The organism is Streptomyces sp. NPDC029151 (genome assembly GCF_055564315.1).
In genome coordinates this window covers 28,418-42,783 of record NZ_JBVHWQ010000007.1, presented here as the reverse complement: position 1 = coordinate 42,783, position 14,366 = coordinate 28,418, and the positions used below count along the sequence as shown (strand labels likewise).

Genomic DNA, 14,366 nt, shown 5'->3' with positions numbered 1-14,366 from the left:
GTGACGGCCGTCTCTCGAGCGTCTGTGACGGCCGTCGCTTCTGGGTCGTTTGGGACGATGTCAGACCCAGGACCTAGTCTGTGCACCGTGACTTCGCCTGCATCGACGGACCGTGTTCCGCCCCAGCTCAGCGCGGGGCCGCGCCCGGCTCCGGGTCCGGCCGCCGACGAGGGGCTGGCGCGTCGGCTGCGCGCGCTCGCCTGCACCGCGCCACTGCACGACCTGGACGCGCGCAAGGCCAACCTGGCCGGCGAGTACTCGCTGTACGGGATGGCCGAGGTGGCGCTGGCCGCCATCGACCTGGTCACGCTGAACATGGACTTCGACACCGGCGCCGACCACGAGCAGATCGTCGCCCGGATGATCCCGCGCATCGCCGCCCAGGCCCCGCACCGGCCCGCCGCCGAACACGAGCGCGTGGCCCGCTGGGTCCTGGAGAACCTGATCAACGTCGGAAGCGTGGACCGCGGCTTCCGCGCGGTGTACGGCACCTTCGCGCCGGACGGCACGTACGTCCGCCGGGACTACGACTTCAAGCTGATCGAGGAGGTCCCGGGCCCCGGCGGCACGGTCTACCTGCGCACCACGGACGAGGCGGTCAACGTCCTGGTCGGCGCCCTCGACACCGACGTCACCAGCGCCCAGATCGCCGCCGAGGTCAAGCTGGAGGTGCTGATCAACCGCGGCCGCCTCGCCGACGCCCAGCTCGCCGCCGAGCAGGCCCGCTACCGCACGGTGCAGTACTCCGAGTCGCTCCGCCGCGCCCTGGAGGCCACCCGCCGCAACGTCCGCGCGGTCGACTGGCTCAACACCGTGCCCGACATGATCGCCGAGGCCCTGGACCACGTGGCCGAGCGCTACCGCCACGAGAACGCCATCCTCACCAACATCCGCAAGGCCCGCGACGAGACCGAGGAGCCCGAGCAGAAGCGCCGCGCCGCCGAACTCGTCGACATCGTCAAGGACTGCATCCGGCGCCACACCCAGCTCCAGTCGCGCCTGCTGGAGGCCGGGCCGCTGTTCCGCGCCGAACAGGACCGGCAGGCCTTCGCCGCGCCGGCGACCACGTCCGGGATAGACCTCTACGGCCATCTCGTCGCCCCCGTGCTGCCGTTGCCCCTGGAGCGGGCGATCCGGGTCACGGACGCGTTCTTCGCCCGCGGCACCGGACTGCGCACGCCGGTGTCCGTCCGGGTCGCCGACCTCGTCGACATCCTGCTGACCCCGCCGGTGGAACGGGAGCACCTGGGCGCGGAGATGCCCGAACCCGACCTGATCGCGACGCCGGACGACAGCCGGTTCAGCGAGGAGCAGCTGGCCGCCGCGACGGAGCTGCTGGACCTGCCGGCCGACGCGCCGCGCCGGCTCTCCGGACTGCTCGCCGAGGCCCGCCGGACCGGCGACCCGGACCTGGCGTACCTGGTGGCGCTGCTGGCGGTCCACGCGGCCAGCCCGGCCGTCGGCACCGCCTACCGGCAGGGCGAGGAGAAGCTGCTGTTCGCCGTGGACGACGGGACGGAACTGGACGATCCCGAGTTCGGCGGGGCGGACCTGATCGTGGGAACCGCCCTGCTGGACGCGGCCGGGATGGCCGCGGACCGGACGGAAGCGGCATGAGCGGCATGAGTGAACAAGAGCACGACAAGGAGTCGAACCCGTGACCGAGCACGTCGACCGGAGTGAACCCGAGCCTGCCGCCGCGCCGGCGGGCTCCGCCGTCACCCCCGCCGACGCCGCCGACGCGGCGCGGCTCGTCGCCTTCGGCCTCCAGCCCAAGCTGGCGCCCGCGCGCGACCAGGAGTACACCGAACTGCTGCGCCGCTACCGCGAGGACCCGGCGTTCGCCCGGCTCGCGGACGCCGTCGCCGCCGGCCTGGGCCTCGTCGTGCTGGAGGTGTCCCCGCGCGCGGGCATGGCCGTGACCGCCGCCGAGGACTCCGTCTTCGCCGTCCGCATGGGCGACTACGCGCGTCGCACCGCCGCCGACTCCGGCGACCGCTTCCTGCACGGACTCGCCCATCTCGCGGTCGCCGCACTGGCGTTCCCACGGCCCGAGGACCTGTCCGACGATTCCTACATCGGCCGGGTCACCGTCAACGGTGTCGACGCCTTCGTACGGCAGGCCTGCCGCCGCCTGGAGGAGCGCGCCGAGGAACGGGGCGAGAACACCGACCCGGCCACCGGCGCACCCGGCCTGGAGGCCGCCTGGCGGATCTGGGCCAGACGAAGCGCCACCGGCGCCACCAAGGACGCCCGCCGGCCGGCCGCCTCCACCACCGGCATCGTGGCCAAGGCCCTGGCCTTCCTCACCGACTCGGGTTTCCTGCAGCGCACCGGCGACGACAACGGCGGCACCTACCGCACCACCGCCCGCTACCAGCTCCAGGTCCGCGACATGGCCGGCACCGCCGCCCTGGGCGAACTGCTGGAGCTGGGCGTCGTCCCGGTCACCGACGGCACGGCCACGCTGCTGCCCGCCGAGGACAGCGACGACCTGGACCTGGTGGCCGACGCCGGACTGCCGTTCCACTCCTGACGCCCTGAAGCTCCCGCAGCTCCAGGAACCCCGAACCACCGCACCTGTCACCAGACTTACGAGAGTCCGCCATGTACGAGCTGTCCCGGGTCCGCCTCTACTCCATCGGTCCCGCCGGTGCGCGCTACGCCGACACCGTGCTGGACCTGCGGGGCGTCGGCGAGCCCGTGCCCGACCCGGCGCCCACGCAGGCGGAGTTCTTCGCGGACGAGCCGTCCGGCCCGCCGCGCCGGCCCGCGCCCGCGGGCGTGCTCTTCCTGGAGAACGGCGGCGGCAAGTCCGTCCTGCTCAAGCTGATCTTCTCGGTGATGCTGCCGGGCCACCGCAACACCCTGGGCGGCGCCAGCTCCGGCGTGCTCCGCAAGTTCCTGCTCGCCGACGACTGCGGTCACGTGGCCCTGGAGTGGCAGCACGTGCTGACCGGCGAGTGCGTGGTCGTCGGCAAGGTCAGCGAGTGGCGCGGGCGGCAGGTCTCCAACGACCCGCGCAAGTTCGCCGAGGCCTGGTACTCCTTCCGGCCCGGCCCCGGCCTCAGCCTGGACAACCTGCCCGTCGCCGAGTCCACCGCCGTACGGCCGTCCGCCGAGGGCACGTCCGGAGCCCAGGGCCGGCGCCGTACCATGAAGGGTTTCCGCGACGCCCTCATGGAGGCCGGCAAGGCCTACCCGCACCTGGAGGTGCACTGGGAGGAGATCCACGACCGCTGGATCGAGCACCTGGGCGAGCTCGGCCTCGACCCCGAACTCTTCCGCTACCAGCGCGAGATGAACGCCGACGAAGGCGAGGCAGCCGGCCTCTTCGCGGTCAAGAAGGACTCCGACTTCACCGACCTGCTGCTGCGCGCGGTCACCGACACCCGCGACACCGACGGCCTCGCCGACCTCGTCAGCGGCTTCGGCAACAAGCTCGGCCGGCGCTCCGAGCTGATCGCCGAACGGGACTTCACCGCCGGCTCCGTCGACCTGCTCGGCCGCATCGTGGAGGCCTCCGAGGCGCGCTCACGCGCGCGTGACATCCACACGGGAGCCGAGCGCCGCACCCGCACGCTGGCCCGGCGGCTGTCCGCGCGGGCCGTGCGGGAGCGGGTCCGGGCCGCCGACCTCGCCCAGCGGGTCACCGCCGCCGCGTACGCCGTCACGCACTCCGAGGGCGCCCGCGAACGCAGCGCCCTGATCGCCGCCGAACTCGCCTACCGGCACGCCTCCCTGGCGCTGGCCGCCGCCGAGAAGTCCGCCGCCGCGCAGAAGCGCGAACTGGCCGACGCCCGCACCCTGCACTCCGCCTGGCAGGCCGCCGAGGCCGTGCTGCGCCACCGAGCCGCCGCCGACCGCGTCGCGCGCGTGTCCGCCGCCATCCAGGAGGCCGAACGGGACGCGGCCCCCGCCCTCGCCGCCCGCGCCAGGGCCGCCGTCGACCTCGTACGGGCCCTGCACGCCGCCGCCGAGAGCGCCGAGTCCCTGGCCAACGAGGAGGAGGAGCGGTCCGCCGCCCTCCAGGAGGCCGGCGACTCCGCCTACCGCGACTCCACCGCCGCCGCCACCGAGGCCCAGCGCGCCCGCAGCGAGGCCGGGCACCTGCGCCAGCGGCTCACCGAGGTCGAGCAGGAGACCGCCGAGGCCGTCCGCGCGGGCTGGCTGGACGACAGCGCCCCGGACGCCGACCCGGCGCGGGCCGCGCTCGCCGCCAGCGACGCCGAGAAGACGGCCGTCGCAGCCTGGGACGCGGCCCGCGAGGCCGCCCGCAAGGCCACCGAGCACGCGCGCGAGGCGGCCTCCGCCGAGTCCCGCGCGGAACTGACCGCGGCCCGTGCCTCGGACGCTGCGACCGCCGCCGCGCGGGCCCACGAGGCCGAGCGCCGCCTCGCCGAGTCGCTGGCCGCCGAGGAGCGGCTCGCGGAGCTGCTGAGCCTGCCGGGCGCGCCGACGGCGGCACGCGCGGCCGTACCCGCCCCCCGCAGCGGAGCGGACGACGCCGTCCCGGCCTCCCGCGCCGTCGGCGAGGGGACGCTCAGCCCGGAGGAACTCGACCGCTTCGCCGACGAGTTGCGCGAACTCCTCGACGACGCCGTCTCGACCGCCGAACGGCACCTGTTCGACCTGCGCACGGCCGCCGCCGACGACGCCCGCATCCTCGGCGCCCTCGGCGACGGCGGACTGCTGCCGCCCGGCCCCGACGTGCTGGCCACCGTCGAGTTCCTCGGCGAGCAGGGCATCCCGGCACTGCCCGGCTGGCGCTACCTGGCGCAGGCCGTCGACCCCGCCGACCACGCGCGCGTGCTCGCCGCCCGCCCCGAACTGGTCGATGGTGTGATCATCACCGACCCCGACACGCACGCGCGTGCCCGCGAGGTGCTCGGCGACGCCGCCCTGCTGCCCCGTTCCGCCGTCGCCGTCGGTACGGCGGCCGCCCTGCTCGCCCCGGCCCCCGCCGACGACGCCGCCCCGGGCGACGTCTTCCTCGTGCCGCCGAACCCGGCCATGCACGACGAGCACGCGGCCGACGAGGAACGCCAGGCGCTGCGCGCCCGGGCCACCGAGCGCGACGACGAGATCCGCGCCCTCGCCGCTCGCCTCGGCAAGGACCGCGAACTGGCCGCACGGCTCGCCTCCTGGCGCACCGGCTGCCCCGCCGGGCGCCTCACCGAGCTGGCCCGGGCCGCCGAGGAGGCCCGCACCTTCGCCGAGGAGGCCGAGGCCGAACTCGCCGAGGCACGCACCGCGCGCGCGGAGGCCGAGGAGACCGCCGCCGAGGCCGTACAGATGCGCGACGAACGGCAGGAGGCCGCGCAGAAGGCCCGGCGCGCCGCCGACGCCCTCGCCGGACTGGCCTTCCGGCTCCGCGAGCGCGCCGGCTGGCAGGCGAAACTCCGCGAACTCGCCGACGAGGCCGCCGAGTCCGAGGCCCGCGCCCAGACCTGCCTGGAGCGCGCCCGCGCCGCCGACGAGGACCGCCGTGCCGCCCAGCGCGCCGCCGACGACGCCCGCCGCACCGCGCGCGCCCTGCGCGCCGAGCGCTCCGAGATCGCCGGCGCCCCCGACGACGTACCCGTCGCCGACGAGGACGCACCGAAGGCGTCCCTGCCCGCGCTCCGCGAGGCCTACCGTGCCGCCTCCCAGGTGTACGAGAAGGTCGGCGTCGGCGCCGACCTGCGCGCCGAGCAGGCCCGCGCGGAGAGCGACGAGAGCGCCGCCCGCGCCGAACTGGACCGGCTCAGCAACAAGGTCCGCACCCGCGCCGAGCAGCTGCTCCAGTCGCCCGACGGCTCCGACGGGCCCTCCCGCCAGGCCGCCGCCGCGCGCGCGGAGGAGCTGGTACAGCTGCTGGAGACCCGTATGTCGACGGCGAGCGAGCAGCTCGGCCGGCTGCGCGGCGAGGCCGAACGGCTCGCGCCGGAGGACGGCGAGGCGCACACCGAGCTGCCCGGGGAACTCGTCCCGCGCGACGCCGAGCACGCCCAGTCGCTGCTGCGCACCGCCACGGCCGAACTCGCCGCCCGCACCGAGGCACTGGCCGAGGCCCGCGAGGCGCACGCGGAGCTGCTGGACGCCCACCGCGCCGCCGAGGACGCGGCAGGCGGCTTCGACGAGATCGCGGCGATGCTCCGCGACCTGCTGCGCGAACACACCGTGGAGGAGGAGCAGGAGGAGCCGGAGCCGTACCCGGGCACCCTGGAGGAGGCCCGGCACTCCGCCGCCGAGGCCCGCCGCTCGCTGCGGGGCTGCGCCGCCGACCTGTCCGCCGCCGAGACGGCCGTCCGCGAGGCGAGTGACGTCCTGGTCCGGCACGCCAACTCCACGCGCTACGAGCAGGTGCGCACCCCGGCCCGGCAGCAGATCCGCGAACTGCCCGCCTCCGCGCTGCCCGAGCACGCCCAGAAGTGGGCGGACGCGTTCGCGCCCCGGCTGCGCGTCCTGACCGACGAGCTGGCCCAGCTGGAACGCAACCGCGACTCGATCGTGGACCGGCTGCGCGGTCTCGTGGAGTCGGCCCTCGCGACCCTGCGGTCCGCCCAGCGGCTGTCCCGGCTGCCCGAGGGGCTCGGCGAGTGGTCCGGGCAGGAGTTCCTGCGCATCCGCTTCGAGGAGCCCGACCAGGCCACGCTCACCGAACGCCTGGGCGAGGTCGTCGACGAGGCCACGCGCGCGGCCGTCAAGAAGAACTCCGACCTGCGCCGCGACGGCATGTCGCTGCTGCTGCGGGGCGTCGCGGCGGCCCTCCAGCCGAAGGGCGTGGCCGTCGAGATCCTCAAGCCCGACGCTGTCCTGCGCGCCGAGCGCGTCCCGGTCGGCCAGATGGGCGACGTGTTCTCGGGCGGCCAGCTGCTCACCGCGGCCATCGCCCTGTACTGCACGATGGCCGCGCTGCGCTCCAACGACCGGGGGCGGGACAAGCACCGGCACGCCGGCACGCTGTTCCTGGACAACCCGATCGGCCGCGCCAACGCCACCTACCTGCTGGAGCTCCAGCGGGCCGTCTCCGACGCGCTGGGCGTCCAGCTGCTGTACACCACCGGCCTGTTCGACACCACCGCCCTCGCCGAGTTCCCGCTGGTCATCCGTCTGCGCAACGACGCCGACCTCAGGGCGGGCCTGAAGTACATCAGCGTGGAGGAGCACCTCCGGCCGGGGCTGCCCCAGCCTCCCCAGGCCGGGGAGGCGGTGCACAGCGAGATCACGGCGACGCGGATGTTCAGGAAGCCGGCGCCGAGCGCCTCGTAGGGCCGGGACCGTGGGGACGTGCGGGCCGTCCGTGACGGCCGCGCGGTTCCCCGCGCCGCCGGGCCGGTCTAGGCGTCCTCCTTCAGGAGGTCCGCGCACTTCTCTCCGATCACCATCGTCGTGATGCACGGATTGACCGCGATCAGCTCCGGCATCACCGACCCGTCGGCGACCCGCAGCCCCTCGACCCCCTTGACCCGCAGCCGCGCGTCGAGCGGGGCCGAGCGGTCGCCGTCGGCGCCCATCTTCACGGTGCAGGACGGGTGGTAGACGGTGTTGTGCGTCTTGTGGACGTAGTCCAGCAACTCGTCGTCCGTCCGCACGCCCGGGCCCGGCGCCAGCTCGGCCCCGGCCCAGCCGCTCAGCGCCGGCTGGGCGGCGATCCGCCGGGCCAGCCTCAGCCCGTACGTCATCACCCGCACGTCGTGCTCGTGCGTGAAGTACCGCGGATCCACCCTCGGCTTGTCGCGGTAGTCCCGCGTCCGCAGCCGTACCGTGCCGCGCGACTTCGCCTTCGTCACGTTGGGGGTCAGGCAGAAGGCGTTCTCCGAGGTCGGGTAGCCCCAGCGCGCGGTGTTCATGTCGAACGGCACCGAGCCGTAGTGGAACATCAGGTCGGGCCGGTCCAGTCCGGGCTCGGTGTCGTAGAAGACGCCCGCCTCCCACCACTGGCTGGACGTGGTGGTCATCGGCTGCCGGGCCTCCCACATGATCAGGCCCTCGGGGTGGTCCTGGAGGTTCTCGCCGACGCCGGGCGAGTCCACGACCACCTCGACGCCGACCTCGCGCAGGTGCCCGGCCGGGCCGATGCCGGAGAGCATCAGCAGCTTCGGGGAGTCGATCGAGCCGCACGAGACGATCACCTCGCGGCGGGCCCGTACCGTGCGCGTGTGCACCAGGTCGGGGTCCAGGTACCGGGCCCCCACGCACCGCCGCCCCTCCAGCACCAGCTTCTTGGCCCGCACCCCGGTCCGGACGTCGAGATTCGGGCGTCTGCCCAGGACCGGGTGGAGATAGGCCACGGAGGAGGACTGGCGGATGTTGTTCTCGTCGGAGTTGATCTGGAACCAGTTGGCCCCGCGCACCACCGTCCTCCCGGTGTTGAACGGGACCGTCGGTATGCCGGCCTGCGCACACGCCTCCAGCAGGGCGGCGCCGCACGGGTCCCCGCCCTTCAGCGTGCGCAGCCTCACCGGGCCGGTGCGGCCGTGGTGGTCGCCGGGCGCGTCGTTGTTCTCCAGCCGCCGGAAGAGCGGGAACAGGTCGGCCGCGCTCCAGCCCGTGCAGCCCTGGGCCGCCCAGTCGTCCAGGTCCTCCGCGGGCGCCCAGAAGGCGATACAGGAGTTGTGCGACGAACAGCCGCCCAGCACCTTCGCGCGCGCGTGCCGCATGAAACTGTTGCCGCTCGCCTGCGGCTCGACCGGGTAGTCCCAGTCGTAGCCGGACTCCAGGAGCCCCATCCAGCGCTCCAGTCTCAGGACGTCGTCGTCGCCGACGTCGCTGGGGCCCGCCTCCAGCACGCACACCGTCACCGAGGGGTCCTCGGAGAGCCGTGCGGCCACGACGTTGCCCGCGGTGCCGCCGCCGACCACGACGTAGTCGAACTCATCGAAGCTCATGCGACCTCCTGGCCGGTCGGATCCATCGGTATGCATCGAGATGAGCAGGGCGGGCCGGCCGTGTCCGGTCGGTTTCGGGCGGGTTCGACGGGTGCGGTCGTGGCCGGTTGCGGAGTCACTCCGCCGCCGGGGCGGCGAGGGGAGCGGCCGGTGCGGCCGCGGTGTCCAGACGGTGTTCGGCGAGCACGCCGGTGCGGTGCCGCTGGACGCACCAGTAGTACGCGAAGCCGCCGCCCGCGATGACCGCGACGAAGAGGACCGCGCCCCAGCGCAGGTACCAGTGGTACGGCGCGGACGCGTTGTAGACCGAGGGGCGCGGCCAGATCAGGTTGACCGTCATCGCCGCGCCCCACACCACCGCGACGAGGTTGACGGGCAGCCCCAAGCGGCCCAGCGAGAACCTGCCCTCGCCGGCGGACCGCCACCTCCCGCGCAGCCGGGCCACCAGCATCGGCACGGTGACACCCAGGTAGGCGAGGTAGATCATGATGACGCCGATGCTGGTGACGACCGTGAAGATCTGCGGCTGGCGGATGTTGACCACGAGGATCGCCAGCGCCAGCACGCCGATGATCACGGCCGGCAGCACCGGGGTCCGGAACCGGGGGCTGACCCGGGCCAGCAGCGAGGACGCGGGCAGGTTGTTGTCCCGGGCCATCGCGAAAGCCAGTCGGATCGCCGCCGTGTGCACGGCGAGCGCGCACACCGTGACCGCGATCAGCACGCACCACAGCATCGCCTTGCCGGCCGTCGGACCGAGCACGTCGAGCACGACGTACTGCAGGCCGTCGGTGGACAGCCTGTCGCCCTGGAGAGTGGAGACGCTCATGAGCGCCAGCAACAGCACCAGGCCGCCCAGGACGAACGAGGCGACGATCGCGCGGATGATCGCCCGCGGGGCGTTCCGGGACGGGTCCAGGCACTCCTCGCCCAGGGAGGAGGCGGTGTCGAAGCCGTACATGACGTACGCCGACGCCAGCGAGGCCACCAGGAAGGCGCCGAGATAACCCGTTGAGTACCCCGATCCCGTGTGGTTCGTCTGCATGACGACGTGAGGGCCCCGGGTGATGTGGACGGCGAAGAGGGTGATCAATACAACGGTCGCGATCAACTCGATGAAGACGCCCGCCGTGTTGATCATGGCTATCACCTTGACGCCGAACGCATTGATCAACGTGGTGAAGAGGATCAACACGGTCGCCAGGAGGACCGCGTTGCTCGCCACGTCGTACGTGCCCGTGCCGTCCCCCACGAACTGGAACACCGACGAGATCTGCGGCAGCGTCAGCTGGTAGGCCAGCGCGACAGCCGAGATGGACACGACGGACGCGATCAGCATCAGCCACCCGGTGAGCCAGCCGACATGCGGATTGCCGACCTTCTTCGACCAGTTGTAGACCGAGCCGGCCACCGGGTAGCGGGCGGCCAGTTCGGCGAAGCACAGGGCCACCGTGAACTGGCCGGCGAACACCATCGGCCACGACCACCAGTAGGCAGGGCCGCCGCTGCCGTAGCCGAAGTAGAAGAGCTGGAAGGTGCCGGTCAGGATGGAGATGTAGCTGATCCCGGCCGCGAAGGTGTGGAAGTTGCCCAGGGTGCGCCTGAGTTCGGGCCGGTAGCCGAACTCGGCGAGTTCGGCGTCGTCGTGGTGGGGGCCTGGCGGTTGCTCGGTGGACGTCATGAGCGGACTCCTCTGGCGGTCAGTCGAACCAGCCCTGCGGTGCCGGCGCGGTGTTGCGCCAGACGTGCTTGGTCTCGCGGTACTCGGCGAGCCCCGCCGGGCCGAGTTCGCGCCCGGAACCGGACTGCTTGTAACCACCCCACTCGGCCTGCGGCACGTACGGGTGGTAGTCGTTGATCCAGACCGTGCCGAGCCGCAGTCCCGCGGCGACCCGCGCGGCCCTCGCCTCGTCGCCGGTCCAGACGGCGCCCGCGAGACCGTAGACCGTGTCGTTGGCGAGCCGGACGGCCTCCTCCTCGGTGGTGAACCGCTCGACGGTCAGCACCGGCCCGAAGGACTCCTCCCGGACGACGGACATGCCGTTCGTACACTCGTCCAGGACGGTCGGCAGGTAGTAGAAGCCCGCGTCGTGGCCGGGCCCCGAGGGCCGGGCGCCGCCGCAGCGCAGCACCGCTCCCTCGGCGAGCCCCCGAGCCACGTACGCCTCGACCTCGGCCCGGTGGGCCGCCGAGATCAGCGGCCCGGCCTGCGCCCGCTCGTCGAACGGCCCGCCGAGCCGGATCCGCCGGGCCCGCCGGACGACCTCGTCCACGAACCGGTCGTGCAGCGCGTCCTCGACCAGCAGCCGGGCCCCGGCCGAGCAGACCTGCCCGGAGTGCAGGAAGACGGCGGTCAGCGCCATGTCGACGGCCGCCTCGAAGCCGGCGTCCGCGAAGACGATGTTGGGATTCTTGCCGCCCAGTTCCAGCGCGACCCTCTTCACCGTGCCGGCCGCCGCGGCCATCAGCCGGCGGCCGGTCCGCAGACCGCCGGTGAAGGAGACCAGGTCGACGTCCGGGTGGTCGGCGAGCGGGGCGCCCGCCTCCGGCCCGGCACCCGGCACCAGGTTGGCCACGCCCGGCGGCAGCCCCGCCTCGGCCAGCAGCCGGACCAGGTGGATCGCGGTGTGCGGGGTCAGCTCGCTGGGTTTCAGGACGAAGGTGTTGCCGGCCGCGAGCGCCGGGGCGACCTTCCACGCGGCCTGCAGCAGCGGGTAGTTCCAGGGCGTGATCAGCGCGCAGACGCCGACCGGCTCGTACACCACCCGGCTGTCGACGTCCGCCCGCCCGGTGTCGATCACCCGGCCGGACTCGCTCGCGGCCAGCCGCCCGAAGTAGCGGAAGCAGCTGACGACGTCATCGATGTCGTACGCGCTCTCCACCAGCCGCTTGCCCGTGTCCAATGACTCCGCGCGGGCCAGGGCGTCCTTGTCACGGGCGAGGAGGACGGCGACCCGCAGCAGCAGGTCACCGCGCTCGGCGGCCGGCGCGCCCGGCCAGGGGCCGGTGTCGAAGGCGCGCCGGGCCGCCGCGACGGCCTCCACGGTGTCCTTCCCACCGGCCTCGTCCACGATCCCGACCAGTGAGCCGTCGGCGGGACAGCGGATCTCCCGGGTGCGCCCGTCCAGGGCGCCCCGCCACTCACCGTCGATGAACAGGTCAGGCACGGGCGTCCCCCAGCCGGTCCAGCAGCCAGTCGTGGAAGACGCCGATGTGGTGCTCGTTCGGCACCAGTACCCCGCCGCGGCGGTACGCGCGCGAGGACATCGCCGGCTGGGTGCGCTCGCAGGCCTCGAAGTCCTGGACGTTGACCCGGTGGAACAACTCCACCGACTTCGACACGTCCGCGCCCGAGGCCACCACCTCCGGCGCGTACAGCCAGTCGCACTCCACCACCGTGCGGTCCTCGGCCAGCGGGAACATGCGGTGCAGGATCACGTGATCGGGAACGAGGCTGACGAACACGGTCGGCTTGACCGTGATGGCGTAGTAACGGCGGTCCTGGTCGGCCGTCACCTCCGGGAGCCTGCCGAAGCCCGCGCTGCCGTCCACCGTGAAGCCCTCGATGTCCGCGCCGAACTCCGCACCGTGGCCGACGTAGTACTGGGCCGCGTAACCGTCCGCGAACTCCGGGAGCACCTCGGTGAGCTCGGGGTGGATCGTCGCGCAGTGGTAGCACTCCATGAAGTTCTCGACGATCAGCTTCCAGTTGGCCCGCACCTCGTAGGTGACCCGCTTGCCGAGCGCCAGCCGCTCGGTGCCGTAGTGCCCGATGGCGGCGGCGTCCCCGAGCCGTTCCACGGCCGCGTGCACCACCGTGTCCTCGAAGGAGGGCGGTTCGTCGGCGAGGCACACCCAGACGTAGCCGAGCCACTCGCGCAGAGCCACCTTGATCAACCCGTACTGGACGCGGTCGACGTCGGGCATCTTGATCAAGTTGGGCGCGGCGATCAATGTGCCGTCCAGGTCGTACGTCCACGCGTGGTACGGGCACTGGAGCGTGCGGCGCACCTCGCCGGCCTGCTCGGTGCACAGCCGCGCTCCCCGGTGCCGGCACACGTTGAGGAAGGCGCGCGGCTCGCCGGCGCGGTTCCGGGTGACGACGACGCTCTCGCGGCCCACCTGGACCGTGCGGAAGGCACCCGGCCCGTCCAGGTCGGCGCTGCGCACGGCGCAGAACCACAAGGACTCGAAGATCCTCTCCTGCTCCCGCCGGAACACCTCCGGGTCGGTGTAGTAGCGGCCCGGAAGGGTCGCGACGAGGCTCGGGGAGATCGGGGTCCGGGAGCCAGGGGCCCGGGAGGCCGGGGTCGTCGTCACGGGCGGACTCCTCGGGCGGGCGAGGCGGTGAGGCGGGCGGGGTCGAACAGGCCGATCGGGTGCGGTGTGGAACCGGTCAGCGCCAGGTCGGCCAGGATCTCGCCGACGACCGGCACGAACTTGAACCCGTGCCCGGAGAAACCGCAGGCCACGGTCACCGACTCGGGATGCGCGGGGTGCCGGGCGATCACGAAGTGCTCGTCCGGGGTGTTGGAGTACATGCAGGTCGCGGCCTTGAGGAAGGTGCCGGGCAGGTCCGGTACACAGCGGGACACGTGGTCGGCCATGGCCCGGATCTCGTCGGCGTGCACCGTCCGGTCGATGGTCTCCGGAGTCGTCACCTGCCCCTTGCGGAAGAAGGCGACCTTGGCGCCCCGCTCCGGCCCGTCGATGGCCGGGAAACCGTAGACCTGGACGCCGGCCGCGTCCTCCCAGACGTAGACCGGATGGTTCTCCGGCCGGAACGGCCCGGTGCCGCCCTTCGGCTGGAACCAGTACATGACCTGCCGCTCGATGGTGAACGGCACCCCCAGGTCGGTGAGCAGCCGCGGTGCCCAGGCGCCCGGGCAGACCACCAGCCGGCCGGCCGTGTAGGTGTTCTCCGCCGTATGGACGCGCACCCCGTCCCGGTACGGCTCCCAGCGCAGCATCGGCTCCTCGAAATGCAGGTCGGCGCCCTGCCGGGTGGCCAGCTGGAGGTGCGCGGCGACCATGTTCTCGGGCCGGACCAGGCCTGCCTTCGCCTCGTACAGGGCGACCTCGTCGTCGTGGGGGTCGAGGGTCGGGAAACGGCGGCGGATCTCCTTCGCGTCCAGCATCTCGTGCGGCAGGTCCCACTCGGTGGCCGAGCGCAGCGCGCCGGAGACGGTCCGCGACTCCGGGGGGCCGACCATCACACCGCCCGACAGGATCGCGATGTCCCGGCCGGTGGCCCGTTCCAGGTCCTCGTACAGTTCGTAGGCGCGCAGCAGCAGCGGTACGTACGCCGGATCCTCGAAGTACGACTGCCGGGTGACGCGTGAACCGCCGTGGCTGGAGCCGCGGCTGTGGACCGGGCCGAACCTCTCCAGGCCGAGGACGCGGGCGCCGCGCGCGGAAAGGTGGTGGGCGGCGGCGCTGCCCATGCCGCCGAGTCCGATGACGACGACGTCGTAAGACGGTGACACGGGGGCC

Annotated in this window: 8 protein-coding genes; 3 read left to right on the top strand and 5 right to left on the bottom strand. The window is 73.3% G+C overall.

The window, feature by feature from the left end:
- Positions 1-87 precede the first annotated feature (87 nt).
- From ACZ4VF_RS25060 to ACZ4VF_RS25050, 3 genes are all read left to right on the top strand, one after another.
- Positions 88-1,617 (top strand): hypothetical protein, encoded by a 1,530-nt coding sequence (locus ACZ4VF_RS25060; protein WP_467928687.1) that lies wholly within the window; start codon positions 88-90, stop codon positions 1,615-1,617.
- A gap of 40 nt (positions 1,618-1,657) precedes the next feature.
- Complete coding sequence (locus tag ACZ4VF_RS25055) at positions 1,658-2,536, top strand: hypothetical protein (protein ID WP_467928686.1); 879 nt, start codon at positions 1,658-1,660, stop codon at positions 2,534-2,536.
- A gap of 71 nt (positions 2,537-2,607) precedes the next feature.
- Entirely contained in the window at positions 2,608-7,254 is a 4,647-nt protein-coding gene (locus tag ACZ4VF_RS25050; RefSeq protein ID WP_467928685.1) for a hypothetical protein, read from the top strand.
- 68 nt (positions 7,255-7,322) lie between these two features.
- Here ACZ4VF_RS25050 and ACZ4VF_RS25045 read toward each other — a convergent pair whose 3' ends face one another.
- The 5 genes from ACZ4VF_RS25045 to solA form a co-directional block, all read right to left on the bottom strand.
- Positions 7,323-8,873: a GMC family oxidoreductase gene (locus ACZ4VF_RS25045; RefSeq protein WP_467928683.1), complete on the bottom strand. Its 1,551-nt coding sequence runs from the start codon at positions 8,871-8,873 to the stop codon at positions 7,323-7,325.
- 115 nt (positions 8,874-8,988) lie between these two features.
- Positions 8,989-10,554: an APC family permease gene (locus ACZ4VF_RS25040; protein ID WP_467928682.1), complete on the bottom strand. Its 1,566-nt coding sequence runs from the start codon at positions 10,552-10,554 to the stop codon at positions 8,989-8,991.
- Positions 10,555-10,573: 19 nt separating this feature from the next.
- Positions 10,574-12,040 carry an aldehyde dehydrogenase family protein gene (locus ACZ4VF_RS25035; protein ID WP_467928680.1) on the bottom strand — a complete coding sequence of 489 codons (1,467 nt, stop codon included), beginning with the start codon at positions 12,038-12,040 and terminating at the stop codon, positions 10,574-10,576.
- A complete protein-coding gene (locus ACZ4VF_RS25030; RefSeq protein ID WP_467928679.1) occupies positions 12,033-13,193 on the bottom strand; it encodes an aromatic ring-hydroxylating oxygenase subunit alpha in 1,161 nt (386 codons plus the stop codon). Before ACZ4VF_RS25030 ends, ACZ4VF_RS25035 begins: the two co-directional genes overlap by 8 nt.
- Positions 13,190-14,359, bottom strand: a complete 1,170-nt coding sequence (gene solA, locus ACZ4VF_RS25025; RefSeq protein ID WP_467928678.1) for an N-methyl-L-tryptophan oxidase — start codon at positions 14,357-14,359, stop codon at positions 13,190-13,192. Before solA ends, ACZ4VF_RS25030 begins: the two co-directional genes overlap by 4 nt.
- Between the last annotated feature and the right edge of the window lie 7 nt (positions 14,360-14,366).

Bases quoted from the DNA above. Each gene is read 5' to 3' on its own strand.
- ACZ4VF_RS25045 (WP_467928683.1), bottom strand. From the start codon at position 8,873: ATGAGCTTCGATGAGTTCGACTACGTCGTGGTCGGCGGCGGCACCGCG.
- ACZ4VF_RS25050 (WP_467928685.1), top strand. From the start codon at position 2,608: ATGTACGAGCTGTCCCGGGTCCGCCTCTACTCCATCGGTCCCGCCGGT.
- ACZ4VF_RS25040 (WP_467928682.1), bottom strand. From the start codon at position 10,554: ATGACGTCCACCGAGCAACCGCCAGGCCCCCACCACGACGACGCCGAA.